Below are 16,244 nucleotides of genomic sequence, written 5' to 3' on the forward strand. Positions count from 1 at the left end.
TCGCAGCAGGGGTCGGATCCCTTCCCGCCGGGAAGGGCTCCGACCCCGGTATGGGAGTAACCGCGCATGGATGAGCGCCACCTCAAGTACCTCTACACCGTCCTGGCGGTGCTGTTCGGCCTGCCCAGCCTGGCGATGGGCGGCGCGGCGGCGACGATGCTGCTGCTGATGGGGCTGGGCCAGTTTGGTCATGGCACGCTGGCCTCGGTAACGGTGATGCCGCTGTGGGGCCTGGCCGGCATTGCCGGCTGCCTGGCCTGGTTGTGGCTGAGCGCGGGTTTTCTGATGCAGGGGCGTGCCGGGCTGCACGTGCACCGCCTCTGGTGGTTGATGCTGCTGGCGGGCGGTCTCGCCGCCTTGCCCCCGCTGGGGCTGGCGCTGTGGTGGGGCATCGCCGTGCACGGCGAAGGCCTCGGCTTGTTGCTGCTGGGCCCGTCGATGCTGGTGCCGGCTGCGATGCTGGTGTGGATCAAACGCCGCGGATGATGCGGCCCAGGGAAGGAAACCGAACGCATGGATGAGCGTCTGCACAAACGCTGGATGGCCATTGCCGGCCTGTTGGTGGGCCTGCCCACGGTGGCCGCCGGAGGCACGGGTGCCGTGCTGGGTCTGATGGTCGTATGGGATGGCAAGTACCTGACCGGTGACGAGTACAGGATCCTGCTGCTGTGGTCGTCGGCCGGGATCATCGGCCTGCTGTCGTGGTTGTGGCTGAGCGGCCTGTTCCTGTGGCGCGGTGTCAGCGGCCTGCGCCAATCGCCGGTTGTCGCCTGGGTCGGCCTGGCGCTGGGGACCCTGGCCGCGCTGGGCGTGGTTGGCGCCACGCTGTACTTCACCTTCAAGCACGGGGAGATCTCGACCCTGGCCTTCCTCGGGTTCGGCCCGCCGTTGCTGGTGATGGCAGGGCATCTGGCGTGGCTGCGTTGGGCGCCCGCGGCCTCGGCGCCGCCGGCACCCGGTTGAACGCGCAGCCGTGACCGCGCTGGCGGCTCTGTTCGGCCGAAATGCAGGCACTTCCGCGCAGACAGCATTTGCTGCGGGGCCCTTTCTCAGGTACCTTTGCGACGCTGCCATGACCGTGGCAATAGGTACTTTCCTGAGCCAGGCGTTCCATGCACTGCCCCTTCTGCCAACATGCCGATACCCGGGTCATCGACTCGCGCGTCTCCGAAGACGGCGCGACGATCCGTCGTCGGCGTGAATGCGAAGCCTGTGGCGAGCGCTTCAGCACCATGGAAACGGTGGAGTTGAAACTGCCCGCCATCGTCAAGAGCGATGGCACCCGTGAAGCATTCGACCAGCGCAAGGTCCGCGCTGGCTTCGACCGCGCGCTGCAGAAGCGTGCGGTGGCCGAAGACAAGATCGAAGCGGCGGTACGCGCCGTGGTCCACCAGCTGCGCATCAGCGGCGAGCGCGAAGTGCCCTCGATCAAGGTCGGTGAGTTCGTCATGAACGAACTGCGCAAGCTCGACCATGTCGGCTATGTGCGCTTCGCGTCGGTCTACCGCAGCTTCGAGGACGTGGCCGATTTCCGCGAGGAGATCGAGAAGCTTGAACGCGACCTGCCCTCCAGTACCGAACAGCTGCAGCTGCTGGGCGACGTGATCGCCCTGACCAAGAAGAAGAAGGGCTGACCGCCCCGGTAGATGCCAACCTTGGTTGGCACCGATATCTGCTTCGGTGGGTGCCAACCTTGGTTGGCACAGATATCTGCTTCGGTGGGTGCCAACCTTGGTTGGCACAGTGGCGCCCATCCACGCATGGCGTGGATCTACACCGGCACCAACGGCGCTACCATGGCCGCATGACCACCCCGTTCTCCGTTCTCGACCACCTGCACATGGCCAACGCACTGCGTCTGGCCGAGCGTGCCGCCTACACCACCCGCCCAAACCCGATGGTCGGCTGCGTGATCGCCCACGGCGAACGTGTGGTCGGGCAGGGCTGGCACCAGCGTGCCGGTGGACCGCACGCCGAAGTGTTCGCGCTGCGCGAGGCAGGAAGCGAGGCGCGCGGTGCCACCGCCTACGTCACCCTGGAGCCTTGTGCGCACTACGGGCGCACACCGCCGTGTGCGCTGGCCTTGATCGAAGCGGGTGTGTCGCGCGTCGTTGCCGCGATGCGCGATCCGTTCCCGAAGGTCGATGGTGGTGGCTTCGATCTGCTGCGCAATGCGGGCATCGAAGTCGCTGAAGGGCTGATGGCGACGCAGGCACGTGAGCTCAACAAGGGCTTCCTGTCGCGTGTGGAGCGCAACCGGCCGTGGCTGCGGGTGAAGCTGGCCGCCAGCCTCGACGGTCGCACCGCGATGGCCGATGGCAGTTCCAAGTGGATCACCGGCCCGGCTGCGCGCGAAGACGTGCAGCACTGGCGGGCACGCGCCGGCGCGATCCTGACCGGCGCCGATACCGTGCTGGCCGACGACCCGATGCTGACCGTGCGCCTGGCGGACACCGAAGTGATGCCGCCACTGCGCGTGGTGCTCGATTCGCGCCTGCGTTCGCTCGAATGCAGCCGCGTGCGCGAGGGCGGGGCACCGACGCTGTACCTGCACGATGCTGCAGTGAGTGCACCGGATGCGGCTGACGCAGAATTTGCCAGCGTGCCCAGTGTTGACGGCCGTCTCGATCTGGGCGCGGTGCTGGCATTGCTGGCCGAGCGCGGCATCAACGAGGTGCATACCGAAGCCGGCGCGACGCTGGCCGGTGCCTTGCTGCACGGCGGCTGGGTGGACGAACTGCTGCTGTATCAGGCGCCTACGCTGCTGGGCGACAACGGCCGCCCGCTGCTGGCCGGTCTCGGCATCGATGCCATGGACCAGCAGCGTCGCCTGCGTGTGGTTGACCAGCGTCAGGTCGGCGGGGACATCAGGCTGCTGCTGCGCCCGTGAGGGAATGACGCGGAACAGGGGCGATGCCCTTGTCGTCAGGCATCTTCGTCGTCTTCTTCGCCGACGGGGCACTGGCCTTTCCACTGCTGCTTCCACAGCGCATGCAGGTTGCGGCAGTACGCGCCCAGTGCCTCGCCCGGCAGTTTCTTCGCCTTCAATCGCAACTGGTGACGGGTAAACCCGTCGTCGTACTCATGCGGCAATACCAACACGGCACACTGATCGTGGTACATCAGGAACGCGTGACAGTCGTCGTCTTCGCTCATCCACGCATCCAGCTGCCGGTCGCTCAGCAGGGTTGACTCGAAGGCAACCGCTGGGATGACCGAGAAGGTCGTAATCCTGGACTTGGGAGCTTTGGCTTGCCCGCACGCCACAAGCGCCAGCAGCGTCAGCAACATGACCATGGTCGACGTCGTGCGGTGTTTCATGCGGTTGCCCCGATGGAAGAGGGCAACAGCATTGACCATGCAGGCCACGCAGGGCCATGCAACGGTTCTGAAAGTGCGGCCGCCCTCGTCGTCGGCGACAATGAGCCGAGCGTGGGCTCGGCTCTACACGCGGCTCACGCGCACTCGTCGGTCCACATCATCTCGGCGATCGGGCGCAGTGCCTTGCACTCCTGCGTCATCTCATCGGCCGACTGCACCTGTGCCTTGGCCTTCAGCTCCTCGGCCATGGCGTCCACGCCGCTGATCTGGTCCGGTGCGATCTTCGCCACGCAGGCACGATGCTGCTGCAGCAACAGGTCGCAGCCCGGTACGCCGGTCACCTTCGGCGCGTTGGCCGCCTGCGCGTCCTGCATCCAGTCCTCGAACGGTGCCAGCGCACCGGCCACGGTGCCCACCAGGTCATCGAAGTTGCCGCTGTACCAGTAGCCGTTGTCCTTGGCCGGGTACAGGGTGAAGGTGCCGCTGACCGGCACGCGCGCGCCACTCTGCAGCGCCTGGGTGTAGGCATCGGTGAACTGCTTGCGCGAGGCCGGGCTGGCATCGGATGCGAGGCTGGCGGCGAACAGCGGGCGCACCTTGCCCAGGTCGGGCAGCTGGCAGCTGTAGGTGATCCGCGCCAGCTTCTGGTCTTCAACGTATTCGTTATCTTCGATCACGCTCTTGGTCGCGCGGCACTTCGAATCACGCAGCGCCTTGGCATACAGCGCTTCGGTGGCTGCAGCGTCGACCTTGGCGCCGGTGCTGGCCAGTACGGTCTGCCAGGGTTCGGCCAATGCCTTGGCCAGCGCACCCGGGTTCGGGGTCACAGCGTCCTGGCCTTCGAATGCCGGTTTCAGTGCGTCGTTGAGCGCGCGCGTGGCGGTCGCGTCGTCTTCCAGCAGGGTGCGTGCATACAGGTCGAACGCCTGTTCGGGCGACAGCGTGGCCGGGGCGGCCGTGGCGATCAGCGGGGCGCACAGCAGCATGCTGGCCAGCAGAGTACGGGTTGGGGTCTTCATGACGGTGTTTTCCTGTTCCAGAGGCGCGCAAGCCTAGCGCATCTGCGTGGACTTTCGATGGCGCGATGGGGTCACGAGGTCGTGTATGCCGGCCAAAAAAACGGGCCCCTTGCGGGGCCCGTTCGATCGCACGACGAGGAGCGATCGTTGGATCAGAAGCTGGCGCGGACGCCGGCTGAGTACTGGGTGACGTCGCGGTAGCCGGAGATCTCGCCCACCAGACCCCAGGTCCTGGTGAAGTTGATCTGGCCACCGATGGTGCCGACCCAGGTGCCCTTGTAGTTGTTGCCGCCGTCCATGTAACCGGCCTTGGCCCAGGCTTCGGTCATGCGCGACGGCTTGCCGCGGATGCCCATGGTGGCGCGGGCCAGGTTGGTGTGGTCCTTGTAGCGGTCGCTGTAGCCGTCATAACGATCGGTCAGCTCAGCGTTCTGGCGCACCCAGGCGATGTCGGCGGTGAAGTCGACGCGGTCGGTCCACGGCATGTGGTAGCCGATGCCCAGCTCCGGCTGATTCAGTTCAACCTTCAGCGAACCGTCGCTGTAGTGATAGGTCTTGCTGGTGCGCGACCAGCCACCAAACACGTAGACCTGTTCGGCGATGGCCACGGAGCCACGCAGGTAGCCGCCGTCGACCTTCGGGTCGTCCAGTGCGTTGTCGTCAACCTTGACCTGCGTCCAACCGCCTTCAACGTAGGTGTAGCTCAGGGCGTCGGCCGAAGCCGAGAGCGGGGCGGCGGCCAGCAGGGCGGCCACGATCAGCATCTTGCGCATGGGAATTCCTGTGAATTTCAGTCCTTTGGCGGGCCTGCCCAGCGGGCTGCCCGTGGCGACCTCATGTCGTCCGGGGCAGAATTTTAATGAAAGTTTTACAAATTGCGAGCGACGGCCGTCACAGCTGTGGCATCCGACCCCGTTCAGCACGGGCTGGTACACTAGCCACGCCGGTTCGCCGGTACACAAACGTCTTCAGGGCGGGGTGCAATTCCCCACCGGCGGTAGGTGCGCAAGCACGAGCCCGCGAGCGCCCCGGCCCACGGCCGGGGGTCAGCAGATCCGGTCCAATGCCGGAGCCGACGGTCATAGTCCGGATGAAAGAAGACGGTGCCACAGGGCTCATGCCCTGCGCCCGCCTGTTTGCCTTGCGGCGTTTTTCGCTCACTTTTCGCGGAGAACGTTTCTTGTTTACTGGAATCATCGAAGGCGTCGGCCGTCTGGCCGCACGCGAATCCATCGGCGGCGATGTCCGCTTTACCTTCAACGTCGGGAATCTGCCGTTCGACAACGTGCAGATGGGCGAGAGCATCGCCATCAACGGCGTCTGTCTCACCGTCATCGCATTCGACGCGGCCAGCTTCCAGGCCGATGCGTCCACCGAGACCCTGGGCCTGACCACGCTGGGCCAGTTGGGCGAAGGGGCCGTCATCAACCTGGAGCGCGCCATGCGCCCGACCGACCGCCTCGGCGGCCATCTGGTCAGCGGCCACGTCGACGGCCTCGGCCAGGTGCTGTCCATCCACGAAGACGCGCGTGCCCAGCGTTGGCGTTTCGCAGCGCCGGCCTCGCTGCGCCGCTACATCGCCAAGAAGGGCTCGATCTGCGTGGACGGCGTCAGCCTCACCGTCAACGAAGTGGACGATGAAGGTTTTGAAGTCGCCCTGATCCCGCACACGGTGGCCAACACCGCCTTCTCCGCCGCAGGCGTGGGCAGTGCGGTCAACCTTGAAATCGACCTGGTGGCCCGATACGTGGAGCGCCTGATCAGTGTGCCGGCCAACGGTCAGCACCCGCATGGAGATGCAGCATGAATTTCGCCCCGATTCCGGAGATCCTGGAAGACATCCGCCTGGGCCGCATGGTCGTCATCGTCGATGACGAAGACCGCGAGAACGAAGGCGACCTGATCATGGCCGCCGAGCTGGTCAAGGCCAGCGACATCAACTTCATGGTCACCCATGGCCGTGGCCTGGTGTGCCTGCCGCTGAACCGCACCCGCGCCGCCGATCTCGGCCTGGCGCCGATGGTGCAGGCCAATACCGCGCAGTTCCAGACCAATTTCACGGTCAGCATCGAGGCCGCCGAGGGCGTCACCACCGGCATCTCGGCGCATGACCGCGCGCATACCATCCGCACCGCGGTGAAGCCCAACGCCAAGCCGTCGGACCTGCACCAGCCGGGCCATATCTTCCCGCTGATCGCCCAGCCGGGCGGCGTGCTGACCCGCGCCGGCCACACCGAAGCCGCCGTGGACATGGCCATGCTGGCCGGGCTGGAACCGGCCGGCGTGCTGGTGGAGATCCTGAACCCGGATGGCAGCATGGCGCGCCGCCCGGAGCTGGAAGTGTTCGCCCGCGAGCACGGCCTGAAGATGGGCTCCATCGCCGACCTGATCGCCTACCGTCTGGCCACCGAGAAGACCGTCGAGCGCGTCGATGAACGCGACATCGATACCGAATTCGGCCCGTTCAAGCTGGTCACCTATCGCGACCGCATCGCCCACGACGTGCATTTCGCCCTGGTGCGCGGCACTCCGGATGCCGAAACGCCGACCCTGGTGCGCGTGCAGGTGGAAAACCCGCTGGCCGACCTGCTGCACTGGCGCCGTGACGACTTCGGCGTGGCCGCCACCGATGCCCTGCGTGCCATCGATGCCGAAGGCGCCGGTGTGATGGTGGTGCTGTCGGCTCCGCGCGACGGTGAGGCCCTGCTGGCGCGTCTGCGCCAGCAGCCGGCGCCGGTGGTGCCGGGCAAGGACAAGGACGTGAGCCAGTGGCGCCGCAATGGTGCTGGCGCGCAGATCCTGTCCGACCTGGGCCTGGGCAAGCTGCGCGTACTGGGCACCCCGCGTCGCCAGATCGGCCTGGCAGGCTACGGCCTGGAAGTGGTGGAGACGGTCACCCTGTAATGGGTAGTGCCGGCCGCTGGCCGGCAACCGCATCCCCGGGATTGCCGGCCAGCGGCCGGCACTACCGGCAGGTGCCGACCCCGTGCCACCGGTGGGTGCCGACCGTTGGTCGGCACGCCCCGGGCCCCCATCGGCCACGACCGGGGCCCATCCACGCTAGAATTACCCCCTTATCGAGTCCCCCAAGCCGCATATGAGCCACTTCGAAGGCGATCTTCGCACTCCCGAATCGGCGCGCTTCGCCATCCTGGCCAGCCGCTGGAATGCCCGCATCACCGACACGCTGGTCGCTGGCGCCCGCCAGAGCCTGGCTGGCAACGGCATCACCGAAGCCAACATCGACGTGATCCGCGTGCCGGGTGCCTGGGAACTGCCGCTGGTGGCCGCGCGCCTGGCCGCCGCCCACGAACACGCCGCCATCCTTACCCTGGGCTGCGTGATCCGTGGCGATACCCGCCACTACGAGCACGTGGCCGATCGCTGCGCCGAAGGCCTGATGCGCGTGCAGCTGGACTTCGGCGTGCCGGTGCTGAACGGCGTGCTGGCGGTGGAACGCGTTGAAGACGCCGAGGCCCGCGCAGGCGGCAGCCACGGCAACAAGGGCGAGGAAGTCGCACTCGCCGCATTGGAAATGGTCAATCTTCTGGAGCAGCTGCCATGAACAAGAACACCCAGGGCAAGCCCTCCGGTAAACCCGTCCGCCGTGATGGCGTCGATCCGGTGCTGCGCTCGCGCGCCCGCCGTCGTGCTGTGCAGGCCATCTACGCCTGGCAGATCTCCGGCGGCAACGCCCAGTCGCTGATCGCCCAGTTCGCCCACGAGCAGGCCCGCGAAATCGCCGACCTGGCGTACTTCGAGGCGCTGCTGCACGGCGTGCTCGACAACCGCCGCGACATCGACGAAGCGCTCGGCCCGTACCTGGACCGTGGCATCGAAGAAGTGGACGCGATCGAACGCGCGGTGCTGCGCCTGGCGGCGTACGAGCTGCGCTACCGCTTGGACGTGCCGTACCGCGTGGTGATCAACGAGGCCATCGAATCGGCCAAGCGCTTCGGTTCCGAACATGGTCATACCTACGTCAACGGCGTGCTGGATCGTGCCGCCGTGGAATGGCGCAAGGTCGAATCGGGTCACTGACCCACCTGTGGTCGTAGCCGCCGGCTCAACAGCTGCAGGGGTCCTGAGGTTGCCGGCCAGCGGCCGGCACTACCGCCCACCGCGCCCTGCGCGGCACGTACAACAGCGGGAGCGCCCCATGTCCCTGGCCGAATTCGCCCTCATTGACCGCATCCGCGCCCGTACCCTCGAGCGCGACGACATCCTGCTCGGCATCGGCGACGACGCTGCGCTGCTGCAGCCGCGTGCCAATGAGCAACTGGTGGTCACTGCCGACACGCTCAACAGCGGCGTGCACTTCCCGGTGGAAACCCCGGCCTTCGACATCGGCTGGAAAACCCTGGCGGTCAACCTGTCGGACCTGGCTGCGATGGGCGCGCGCCCGGCGTGGTGCACGCTGGCGTTGTCGCTGCCGGAAGCCTCCGAAGACTGGATCGATGCGTTCGCCGATGGCTTCTTCGCCCTGGCCGATCAGCACGACATTGCGTTGATCGGCGGTGACACCACGCGCGGTCCGTTGTCGCTGTCGGTGACCGCGATGGGCCAGGTGGGACGTGGCCAGGCGCTGCGTCGCGACCGCGCGCAGGCGGGCGATGACATCTGGGTAAGCGGCACGCTCGGCGATGCCGCCGGTGCGCTGCGCCTGTGGCAGCAAGCTGCGCTGAGCATCGCCACCGCCACGCTGCTGGCCGACTACGAAAGCCTGCGCCTGCGTCTGCTGCGGCCGACGCCGCGTGTGACCCTGGGCCTGCGCCTGCGTGCGTTCGCACACGCGGCGGTGGATGTGTCCGATGGCCTGCTGGCCGATCTGGGTCACATCACTACGCGCAGCAACGTGGCCGCACATGTCGATGCCGATTCGTTGCCGATCTCCCACGCGCTGCGTGAGCTGCTCGGCCGCGATGGCGCGCGCGACTGCGCACTGCGCGGTGGCGACGACTACGAACTGTGCTTCACCGCCGCCGCCGACCAGCGCGACGCGCTGCACTACCTGGCGGAATCGCTGGACGTGCCGCTCACCCGCATCGGCCGCATCGCCGAAGGGCAGGGCGTACACGTGGATGGCGAAGCCGCCGACGGTGGATACCAGCACTTCGCGTAGCCGCAGCTGTACTGCTCCGGTGGGTGCCAACCTTGGTTGGCATGAACGTGTCAGCCGCTCGTGCCCCACGGTCGCGGAGGCACATCGGTGTCGCTCTGGTAGGTGCCAACCTTGGTTGGCACGAAGGTGTCAGCCACCCGTGCCCGTACGGTAGCGGAGGTGCCTCGGCATTGCTCTGGTAGGCGCCAACCTTGGTTGGCACGGATGTGTCAGCCGCGCGTGGCAACACCGTGTCGACCAAGGTCGACGCCTACCAAAGCGGGGCGACTACACGTGCGGAACTGGCGCACCGAAACGGTTGTCGCCCGGCGTGCTGGGCAGCAGCAGGAACACCAGCAGCACCAGGCTGACGAACGGCACGAACGCCAGCAACAACCACCAGCCCGAGCGATCGGTATCGTGCAGGCGGCGAATGGTCGCCGCAATGCACGGCAAGGCGAACACCAGCCACATCACCACGCTCAGGCTGGTTGATACCAGGGCCAGACCCTGCGAACCGCTGTAACCGGCATAGAAGCCCAGCACGTACAGCGGGATCGAAACGATCACGATGAACAACTGGAACCACCAGTACTCACTGCGGCTGGCGCGCCCGCTGAACTGCGCATAGCGGATAAGCGGAATCATCATCTTCTTCATGTTGCGTGTTTCATTCATCAAGTAGCGCCGAGCCATTGCCCGGCGTCAATCAGTGAACGACCTTTGCCTGGGCATCGCGCGCGGTGCCGTAGTCATCCAGCCACTGGAATGCCAGGCTCTCCGGAATCGGTGCACCGGCTGGCAGCGGTAGTAGCACCTGTGCACCGGGCGCGATCATGTCCGCCGGTACCCGACTGCCATCGGGCAAGGTCAACGAAGCCAGCGTCACGTGATACGCAGTCGGATTGCTCACCTGCAATGCCCCTGCCGCCATACGCCACTGCAACTGGCCCGGCGCATCGCGCGCCTGGCCCGGCAGACCAGCGGGGCGATGGAACAGCTTCACCCGCGTGCGCACCGCGAACTGCAGCAGGTTCTTGTCGCTGGCATTGGCGGGCTTGGGCGGAATATCCAGCAGGTTGAAGTAGAACACCGACTCGCGATCAGTCGGAAGCGGCGGCTCTGAGGGCCGCGGCGCATAGGTGATCCGGTAGGCCTGTCCCTGCTTGGCCTGCAACAAGCGCGGCTCGGACGGCGTCAACCGGAACGGCGTGCGCACATTCTCCGGCCGCGCATGGCTGTCGCCAGCGTCGATCCAGACCTGCGTCATCGCGGGTTGCTCACCCACGTTGCTGGCCTTGACCGTGACATCGCGGCTTTTACTGGCGTCGTGCACGATGCGCGTGCCTTGCAGGGTGACCGCGGCCTGCGCCGGCAGCACAAGCGCGGTGGCCAGCAGGGCCGGCAACCACAACGATGGGCGGAGTTTCATGGAATACCTCATGCAGGAGGTGCACGCGCGCATCCGTGCGCGCGTACGCCGGATACCGTTTACTTGTAGAGCACCACGAAGTCGCCGGACGCGTTGGCGGTGCCGGCCGTAGCGTTCTGGGCCGGCGAGGCGTACCACGCGCTGTAATCCAGCTGGCCACTGCCACCGGCGGCGATGGTCACCCACTGGGTCGGGTCGTCACCGATCTTCTGGTGGTCGCCCGCTGCGTCATACAGCGCCACGCCCACATTGCTCGCGCCCGACGCAGCAGTCAGGGCCAGATTTCCGGTGCTGCCATCCGGCGTGCCACCGAAGCGCACGCCGACTTCCTGCGCCGCACCCGAGCCGGTGCAGTCCAGGGCAATGCTGAAGTTCTTCTGGCCGGCACGGGCGCCGGCATTGACCGACGCCAGGTCCACCTTGCCCATCGGCACGGTGATGGTGCCACCGGCGGAGCCGACACTGCAGGTGGAGGTCATCAGTTCGCCGGTGATTTCCAGCTGTTCGGCGTGGGCCGCAGGCGCGGCCATGATCGCCAGCGCGGACAGCGCCAGCAGGTTCAGCTTGATCGACATCGAAGTGTTCTCGTTGCGGAATGGGAGGCGCCGGCAGCCGAGGGCCACCGAACGATGCGCAGTGTCGATGTCGTGCAGCCGCATCACCATGCAACTTGTTGCAAACGATTTCCTCTTAGCGCCGAATGCAATTTGTTGTATGGGGTCGGAGGAGGGGGCGAACTATCGTGCATGCCCTTGAAAGCCCCTCAACCCCTAGCGGCGCATGCGCAATTGATGCGGCGCCCTGCAGGAGTTCCGCATGAAATTCCCTCTCCCCCGACCGCTGGTGCTTCCCGCACTGCTCCTGTCATGTGCCGTATTCGACACTCAGGCCGCTTGCCGCCTCCTGGGCGGAGATGCGTTCATCGACCACGAGTTCGATGTGGCTTTCGTGCCCGATCTTCATCGCTGGATGGGCACTGTTGATGGAACTTTGAAGTTCGCCTGCGATTTGGCAGGTGAGACATACGGCACCATCGTGCCCAGTCTGTTGGGGCTGTCCTATGTCGGCGACGTCTACAACGAAGCAAATTCGACGATGACAGCGGCGTACGCGATGGGGCCGGAATCCGCATTGCTGATGTTCCGTTTCGAGTCGCGGTCATACATGGAATGCCCCCCAGGCGATGCCTGTCCCATTGAAGAGGGTCAAGCGGGTGGCTACTCCCTGCGCGATGGCCGTGGTGAGCCGCTGGACCGCATGGGCAACGGACGCGAGGGTGAGGTTCTGGTCTGGGTGGATGTCTATTCGCGGGGCGGTCAGATGGAGCCCACGCCCAAGCGTTCGATCGGATCGATGGCAACAACGCAGTCAGGCAACGTGGGACGCCATCATCTGAACATCGGGGTGCGCTTCAAGGCCCAGACCTGCGCGGTCACTCCCCAGTCCGTAACGCTGGATCCGATCGATGCCCGCACGCTGGATCTGCAGCAGACTGCAGGCGAGAAGGCCTTCAACGTCGCGGTCAACTGCGGCGCCAGCGGTCGCCCGCTGGTGCTGGAAATGAATGACGTGCACGACCTGGCCAACACCGGCGATGTTCTGTCTCCCGCACCGGGCACCACCACAACCGGCGTGGCACTGCAGGTCCTGCAGGACGGTACGCCGGTGCGCATGCAGCAGTCCTGGAGCTACGGCACCACCACCGGAACGGTCATGTCCGTGCCGTTCAGCGCCCGCTATCTGCGCACGCCTGCGGAACTTCGCACCGGGAGCATCCTTGGCGAGGTCTCGCTGCTGGCGGACTACTACTGATGCCTGCGCACGCCTTCCTTTTCCTGCCATCGCGCCGCATCTCGTTTCGCGCCTTCATGCGTCCCCTGTCATGACCACCGTTCGCTCCTGCGCGCGTCCCCGCGCACTCGCCCTCTCCCATCTGCCGTGCGCGATTGCAGGGGTGCTCTCCATCTCGCTTCCGCTTGCAGCCGCTGCCGCTCCGGCCATCGAGTTCAGCGAAGGATTCCTGATCGGCGGGCAGTCCATCGATATGCGCCGCTACGCGCAGGGCAATCCGATCGAGGAAGGCCAGCACCGGGTGGATGTGTGGATCAATGGACAGTTCCACCAGACCCGCGACATCACGTTCAAGGCGTCAGAGGGCGAAGCCCATGCGCGCCCGTGCCTGCCTGCGGACCTACTGGATGCACTGCAGTTGCGTGAGGATCACCGCCAGGCCCTTCACGCACAGGTGGCCGACATCGGCTGTATCGATCTGCCAACCGCCATCGAGGGGGCCACCGCAAACTTCGACGACAGTGCGCTGCAATTGCAGCTGACCGTTCCGCAGGCGATGCAGGCACGACGTGCGCGTGGCCATGTGCCGGCTGAACACCGCGACTCCGGAATCACGGCTGGATTCGTCAACTACACCGCCAACCACTACCGGAGCACCCGTCGCGACAGCAGCTACGTAGGCGTGAGTGCCGGCTTCAACATGGGCGACTGGCGCCTGCGCCATCGCGCTTCGTTCAATCACAGCAGCCAAGGCTCCCGCTACCGAACCATCAGCAGCCATCTGCAAAGGGATCTGCCAGCGCTGAACAGCCAGCTGTTGCTGGGCGAGGGCAACACCGGTGGCGAGCTGTTCGACAGTGTCCCGTTCATGGGGGCTCGTTTGTACACCGACGAACGCATGCTGCCCGACTCGCTGCGTGGCTATGCTCCGGCCGTGCGCGGCATCGCCGAGGGCAACGCGGTGGTCAGCATCCGCCAGAACGGCATCGTCATCCATGAAGTCAACGTTGCGCCCGGGCCGTTCGTCATCGACGATCTGTACCCGACCAACTCCGGTGGCGACCTGGAAGTGGTGGTTACCGAGGCGGATGGGCGCAGCCAGCGGTTCAACGTGAGCTTCTCCGCCGTGCCACAGGCATTGCGCGCAGGTACGTCCAGGTTCAGCGCGAGCGCGGGAACGCTGCGCGACGCCGGAGGCCGTCTGGCCCATCTCCGTTTCGCCGAGGGGACCTACGCGCGCGGTCTCAGCAATCACCTCACCGCGTTGGGGGGTATTCAAATCGCGCAGGGCTATCGCGCGGCGATTGCCGGTGCCGCCGTGAATACGCCTGTGGGTGCCGTCGGCATCGACATCACCCACTCGCAGGCCGAGCTGCCGGGACGCCCCAGCGTTGCCGGCAACAGCCTGCGGCTGAACTACCAGCGCTACGTAGCCAGTACCGGAACCAACGTGGGTCTGGCCGCGTACCGCTACAGTACGCGCGGATTCCTTACCCTGAACGACGTGGCCCGTGCTGCGTCCGACGACTGGGGCTACGCCGGCCGCGCGCGACAGCGCTACCAGGCCAATCTCTCCCAGCGCCTGGGGTCGGCAAGCCAGCTGTTCCTCAATGGCGGACACGTGGCTTTCTGGGATACCGCGCAGCGCCAGACCGATTTCCAGTTCGGCTTCAGCAGCACCGTGGGGCGCGCGAACTACGGAATTTCGGTGTTCCGCTACCGGCTGGGCAATGGCCGCCCTGACACACGCTATACCTTCACCTTCGCAGTGCCGCTGGGCCGTAGCGAGAATGCGCCGAGGGCGAGCACCCAGATCAGTCACGCCAGTGCTGGGCAGCAGGTGCAGGCGGGGGTGAGCGGCTACCTGGGCGAGCGGCGCGCGATGAACTACTCGGTATCCAGCACTCAAGGCGAGGGTGGCAACAGCAGCAGTGCCTATCTGGATTACCAGGGGCGCTACGCCAACGTCAACGCCGCCTACAGCCGCGCGACCGGGCACAGCAGCCAGACCCTGAGTGCTTCCGGCGCGTTGGTGGTACACGCAGGCGGCCTGAATATGGGGCCGCCGGCGGGCGAGGGCTTCGCGCTGGTGCATGCACCGGGCGCAGAGGGCGCACAGGTGGGTACGGGTGTGGATATCCGTGTGGCACGCAATGGTTACGCATTGTTGCCGCACGTCAGCCCCTACCGCTGGAACCGCATTGATCTGGATCCTTCGGGCCTGCCGTTGGAGGTGGAAATGCTGCAGACCTCGCAACGTGTTGCACCCACCGCCGGTGGCGTCGTGCGCGTACCGTTCGAAGTACGCCGCGAGCGCACCTTGTTCATCGATGCCACCGATGCATTGGGCCAGCCCTTGCCATTTGCGGCGCGTGTGCAGCGCGAGGACGGCACGCCCGCAGGCGCGGTGGGGCAGGGCGGTGTCATCCAGTTGCGTGGCGCGCAGCCCGAAGGCGCGCTGATCGTTGACCCGGACGGGCCGCAACGCTGCCGCCTGGCCTATCAACTGCCTGACGCGCCCGATGCCTATGGCCTGTCCTGGGCCCACGCCACCTGCCAGCCCTTCGCTGTCTCACCCGAGCTGGCTGGCGCCGGCCCATCCATCCATTGACCTTCTGGAGTACCCGATGAAACGCTTGATGTTCCCCTCATTCACCCTTCTGGCACTGGCATTGCCCATCGGCAGTGCAGCGGCCGCCACGCTCACCATTTCCGGCCGCGTTCTGCCCGGCACCTGTACGTTGACGGCACCGGCCATCACGCTGGACAACGTAAAGGCCGATGAGCTGAAGGTGGGTGACAACCTGCTGAAGCAAAGTACGTTGAACTTCACGGGCTGCATCGGCGTTGCCAAAGCCACGCTGTCCTTCGACGGCACCGCAGCCGATGGTGATGCGCAGCGCTGGAAGAACACCGCCAGCACTGATCCGGCACGAGGCGTTTCGGTCGCCCTGTTGGCCGGCGCCACGGGCAACGTCTATCTGAAAAAGGGTGACACCGGCATTGAAGTGCCCGTGACCGGTGCTACCGCCAGCTACACGCTGCGTGCGGGCTATTACCTGCCCACGACCAGTGGCGTCAACGCGGGTGCGGTTCAGACGGCCATTACGGTTACCGCGCTCTACGATTGAGCGGGCTGCGGTTGCGGGTTGTCATACCGCCAGCAACTACACATCCACATACTCGGCCAGCCCACGGCAGGCCAGCAGCACCCCTTCGCGCGCACCATCGCCCATCTCCTGATCGATTTCACCGTCCACGCGTACGCGTTCGGTGGCGTGCAGCAGTTCCAGCAGGAAACTCAGCCCCGCATTGGCGCGGTCGATGCGCGCCAACGCCACGCGCTGCCCGGGTGTACGGTTGCTGCCGGGCCACGGCTGGCCATCAGCCGCATCGCCCTAGCGGATGTGCTGCAGGCAGGCCTGCAGGGTGATGGTGCCAGCGTTGTTGCCGCTCTGCAGCGCAACGAAGGTGTCTTCCAGCGTGCGTGCCAGGTCATCCGGCAGGCGCGTGGCAGCGTCGCCCAGGGTGGCGAAAAGGTGCGGGTAGGGGGAAGCGGTCATGGCGGCGTCCTTGTGCA

At 66.1% G+C, this 16,244-nt stretch carries 18 protein-coding genes, 1 pseudogene and 1 riboswitch; of the genes and pseudogenes, 12 read left to right on the top strand and 7 right to left on the bottom strand.

Features of this window, described 5'->3' with window-relative positions:
• Positions 1-66: 66 nt before the first annotated feature.
• The 4 genes from ACZK45_RS02895 (at position 67) to ribD (ending at position 2,890) form a co-directional block, all read left to right on the top strand.
• Positions 67-486 (top strand): hypothetical protein, encoded by a 420-nt coding sequence (locus tag ACZK45_RS02895; protein ID WP_346486306.1) that lies wholly within the window; start codon positions 67-69, stop codon positions 484-486.
• 27 nt (positions 487-513) lie between these two features.
• On the top strand, positions 514-963 hold the full coding sequence (locus ACZK45_RS02900) for a hypothetical protein (RefSeq protein ID WP_180838553.1): 450 nt from the start codon (positions 514-516) through the stop codon (positions 961-963).
• 149 nt (positions 964-1,112) lie between these two features.
• Entirely contained in the window at positions 1,113-1,634 is a 522-nt protein-coding gene (gene nrdR, locus ACZK45_RS02905) for a transcriptional regulator NrdR (RefSeq protein ID WP_004143350.1), read from the top strand.
• A 170-nt stretch (positions 1,635-1,804) separates the two neighbouring features.
• Positions 1,805-2,890: a bifunctional diaminohydroxyphosphoribosylaminopyrimidine deaminase/5-amino-6-(5-phosphoribosylamino)uracil reductase RibD gene (gene ribD / locus ACZK45_RS02910; protein WP_478445433.1), complete on the top strand. Its 1,086-nt coding sequence runs from the start codon at positions 1,805-1,807 to the stop codon at positions 2,888-2,890.
• Positions 2,891-2,925: 35 nt separating this feature from the next.
• Here ribD and ACZK45_RS02915 read toward each other — a convergent pair whose 3' ends face one another.
• The 3 genes from ACZK45_RS02915 to ACZK45_RS02925 all read right to left on the bottom strand — a co-directional run bounded on the left by ACZK45_RS02915 (position 2,926) and on the right by ACZK45_RS02925 (position 5,113).
• A complete protein-coding gene (locus tag ACZK45_RS02915) occupies positions 2,926-3,321 on the bottom strand; it encodes a hypothetical protein (protein ID WP_164079804.1) in 396 nt (131 codons plus the stop codon).
• Positions 3,322-3,455: 134 nt separating this feature from the next.
• Positions 3,456-4,340: a hypothetical protein gene (locus ACZK45_RS02920; RefSeq protein WP_032128043.1), complete on the bottom strand. Its 885-nt coding sequence runs from the start codon at positions 4,338-4,340 to the stop codon at positions 3,456-3,458.
• 152 nt (positions 4,341-4,492) lie between these two features.
• Positions 4,493-5,113, bottom strand: coding sequence for a hypothetical protein (locus ACZK45_RS02925; RefSeq protein ID WP_032128042.1), 621 nt, complete (start codon positions 5,111-5,113; stop codon positions 4,493-4,495).
• Between the two features lie 187 nt (positions 5,114-5,300).
• A riboswitch (FMN riboswitch) is annotated at positions 5,301-5,446 on the top strand.
• Between the two features lie 74 nt (positions 5,447-5,520).
• Between ACZK45_RS02925 and ACZK45_RS02930 the strand changes: the two genes are divergently transcribed.
• From ACZK45_RS02930 to thiL, 5 genes are all read left to right on the top strand, one after another.
• Entirely contained in the window at positions 5,521-6,147 is a 627-nt protein-coding gene (locus ACZK45_RS02930; protein ID WP_478445434.1) for a riboflavin synthase, read from the top strand.
• Positions 6,144-7,244, top strand: a complete 1,101-nt coding sequence (gene ribB / locus ACZK45_RS02935) for a 3,4-dihydroxy-2-butanone-4-phosphate synthase (RefSeq protein ID WP_125894905.1) — start codon at positions 6,144-6,146, stop codon at positions 7,242-7,244. The genes ACZK45_RS02930 and ribB overlap by 4 nt, the downstream gene beginning before the upstream one ends.
• A 193-nt stretch (positions 7,245-7,437) precedes the next feature.
• Positions 7,438-7,905 carry a 6,7-dimethyl-8-ribityllumazine synthase gene (gene ribH / locus ACZK45_RS02940; protein ID WP_005408061.1) on the top strand — a complete coding sequence of 156 codons (468 nt, stop codon included), beginning with the start codon at positions 7,438-7,440 and terminating at the stop codon, positions 7,903-7,905.
• A complete protein-coding gene (gene nusB / locus ACZK45_RS02945; protein WP_005408062.1) occupies positions 7,902-8,381 on the top strand; it encodes a transcription antitermination factor NusB in 480 nt (159 codons plus the stop codon). The genes ribH and nusB overlap by 4 nt, the downstream gene beginning before the upstream one ends.
• 118 nt (positions 8,382-8,499) lie before the next feature.
• Positions 8,500-9,462 (top strand): thiamine-phosphate kinase, encoded by a 963-nt coding sequence (gene thiL, locus ACZK45_RS02950; protein WP_346487044.1) that lies wholly within the window; start codon positions 8,500-8,502, stop codon positions 9,460-9,462.
• Between the two features lie 267 nt (positions 9,463-9,729).
• On the opposite strand, the gene ACZK45_RS02955 is transcribed toward thiL, so the two are convergent.
• From ACZK45_RS02955 to ACZK45_RS02965, 3 genes are read right to left on the bottom strand one after another with little or no spacing between them, the layout of a single operon-like run.
• On the bottom strand, positions 9,730-10,101 hold the full coding sequence (locus ACZK45_RS02955) for a DUF805 domain-containing protein (RefSeq protein WP_125895943.1): 372 nt from the start codon (positions 10,099-10,101) through the stop codon (positions 9,730-9,732).
• Between the two features lie 49 nt (positions 10,102-10,150).
• On the bottom strand, positions 10,151-10,873 hold the full coding sequence (locus tag ACZK45_RS02960) for a fimbrial biogenesis chaperone (RefSeq protein ID WP_125895944.1): 723 nt from the start codon (positions 10,871-10,873) through the stop codon (positions 10,151-10,153).
• A 59-nt stretch (positions 10,874-10,932) separates the two neighbouring features.
• Positions 10,933-11,448 carry a fimbrial protein gene (locus ACZK45_RS02965; RefSeq protein WP_478445435.1) on the bottom strand — a complete coding sequence of 172 codons (516 nt, stop codon included), beginning with the start codon at positions 11,446-11,448 and terminating at the stop codon, positions 10,933-10,935.
• Positions 11,449-11,689: 241 nt separating this feature from the next.
• Between ACZK45_RS02965 and ACZK45_RS02970 the strand changes: the two genes are divergently transcribed.
• The 3 genes from ACZK45_RS02970 to ACZK45_RS02980 all read left to right on the top strand — a co-directional run bounded on the left by ACZK45_RS02970 (position 11,690) and on the right by ACZK45_RS02980 (position 15,795).
• Positions 11,690-12,685 carry a fimbrial protein gene (locus tag ACZK45_RS02970; RefSeq protein WP_125895946.1) on the top strand — a complete coding sequence of 332 codons (996 nt, stop codon included), beginning with the start codon at positions 11,690-11,692 and terminating at the stop codon, positions 12,683-12,685.
• 142 nt (positions 12,686-12,827) lie between these two features.
• Positions 12,828-15,275, top strand: a complete 2,448-nt coding sequence (locus tag ACZK45_RS02975) for a fimbria/pilus outer membrane usher protein (RefSeq protein ID WP_478445436.1) — start codon at positions 12,828-12,830, stop codon at positions 15,273-15,275.
• 16 nt (positions 15,276-15,291) lie between these two features.
• Positions 15,292-15,795 carry a fimbrial protein gene (locus tag ACZK45_RS02980; RefSeq protein WP_346487037.1) on the top strand — a complete coding sequence of 168 codons (504 nt, stop codon included), beginning with the start codon at positions 15,292-15,294 and terminating at the stop codon, positions 15,793-15,795.
• 36 nt (positions 15,796-15,831) lie between these two features.
• Here ACZK45_RS02980 and ACZK45_RS02985 read toward each other — a convergent pair.
• A pseudogene (locus tag ACZK45_RS02985) lies at positions 15,832-16,227 on the bottom strand (hypothetical protein).
• Between the last annotated feature and the right edge of the window lie 17 nt (positions 16,228-16,244).

Source organism: Stenotrophomonas sp. 63632_Sma (genome assembly GCF_056482875.1).

Excerpts from the sequence above, each read along its gene's own strand:
- nusB (WP_005408062.1), top strand. The coding sequence starts at position 7,902 with ATGAACAAGAACACCCAGGGCAAGCCCTCCGGTAAACCCGTCCGCCGT.
- ribD (WP_478445433.1), top strand. The coding sequence starts at position 1,805 with ATGACCACCCCGTTCTCCGTTCTCGACCACCTGCACATGGCCAACGCA.
- thiL (WP_346487044.1), top strand. The coding sequence starts at position 8,500 with ATGTCCCTGGCCGAATTCGCCCTCATTGACCGCATCCGCGCCCGTACC.
- ACZK45_RS02955 (WP_125895943.1), bottom strand. The coding sequence starts at position 10,101 with ATGAAGAAGATGATGATTCCGCTTATCCGCTATGCGCAGTTCAGCGGG.
- ACZK45_RS02965 (WP_478445435.1), bottom strand. The coding sequence starts at position 11,448 with ATGTCGATCAAGCTGAACCTGCTGGCGCTGTCCGCGCTGGCGATCATG.
- ribB (WP_125894905.1), top strand. The coding sequence starts at position 6,144 with ATGAATTTCGCCCCGATTCCGGAGATCCTGGAAGACATCCGCCTGGGC.
- ACZK45_RS02920 (WP_032128043.1), bottom strand. The coding sequence starts at position 4,340 with ATGAAGACCCCAACCCGTACTCTGCTGGCCAGCATGCTGCTGTGCGCC.
- ribH (WP_005408061.1), top strand. The coding sequence starts at position 7,438 with ATGAGCCACTTCGAAGGCGATCTTCGCACTCCCGAATCGGCGCGCTTC.
- ACZK45_RS02895 (WP_346486306.1), top strand. The coding sequence starts at position 67 with ATGGATGAGCGCCACCTCAAGTACCTCTACACCGTCCTGGCGGTGCTG.
- ACZK45_RS02915 (WP_164079804.1), bottom strand. The coding sequence starts at position 3,321 with ATGAAACACCGCACGACGTCGACCATGGTCATGTTGCTGACGCTGCTG.
- ACZK45_RS02960 (WP_125895944.1), bottom strand. The coding sequence starts at position 10,873 with ATGAAACTCCGCCCATCGTTGTGGTTGCCGGCCCTGCTGGCCACCGCG.
- ACZK45_RS02900 (WP_180838553.1), top strand. The coding sequence starts at position 514 with ATGGATGAGCGTCTGCACAAACGCTGGATGGCCATTGCCGGCCTGTTG.
- ACZK45_RS02970 (WP_125895946.1), top strand. The coding sequence starts at position 11,690 with ATGAAATTCCCTCTCCCCCGACCGCTGGTGCTTCCCGCACTGCTCCTG.
- ACZK45_RS02980 (WP_346487037.1), top strand. The coding sequence starts at position 15,292 with ATGAAACGCTTGATGTTCCCCTCATTCACCCTTCTGGCACTGGCATTG.
- ACZK45_RS02925 (WP_032128042.1), bottom strand. The coding sequence starts at position 5,113 with ATGCGCAAGATGCTGATCGTGGCCGCCCTGCTGGCCGCCGCCCCGCTC.
- nrdR (WP_004143350.1), top strand. The coding sequence starts at position 1,113 with ATGCACTGCCCCTTCTGCCAACATGCCGATACCCGGGTCATCGACTCG.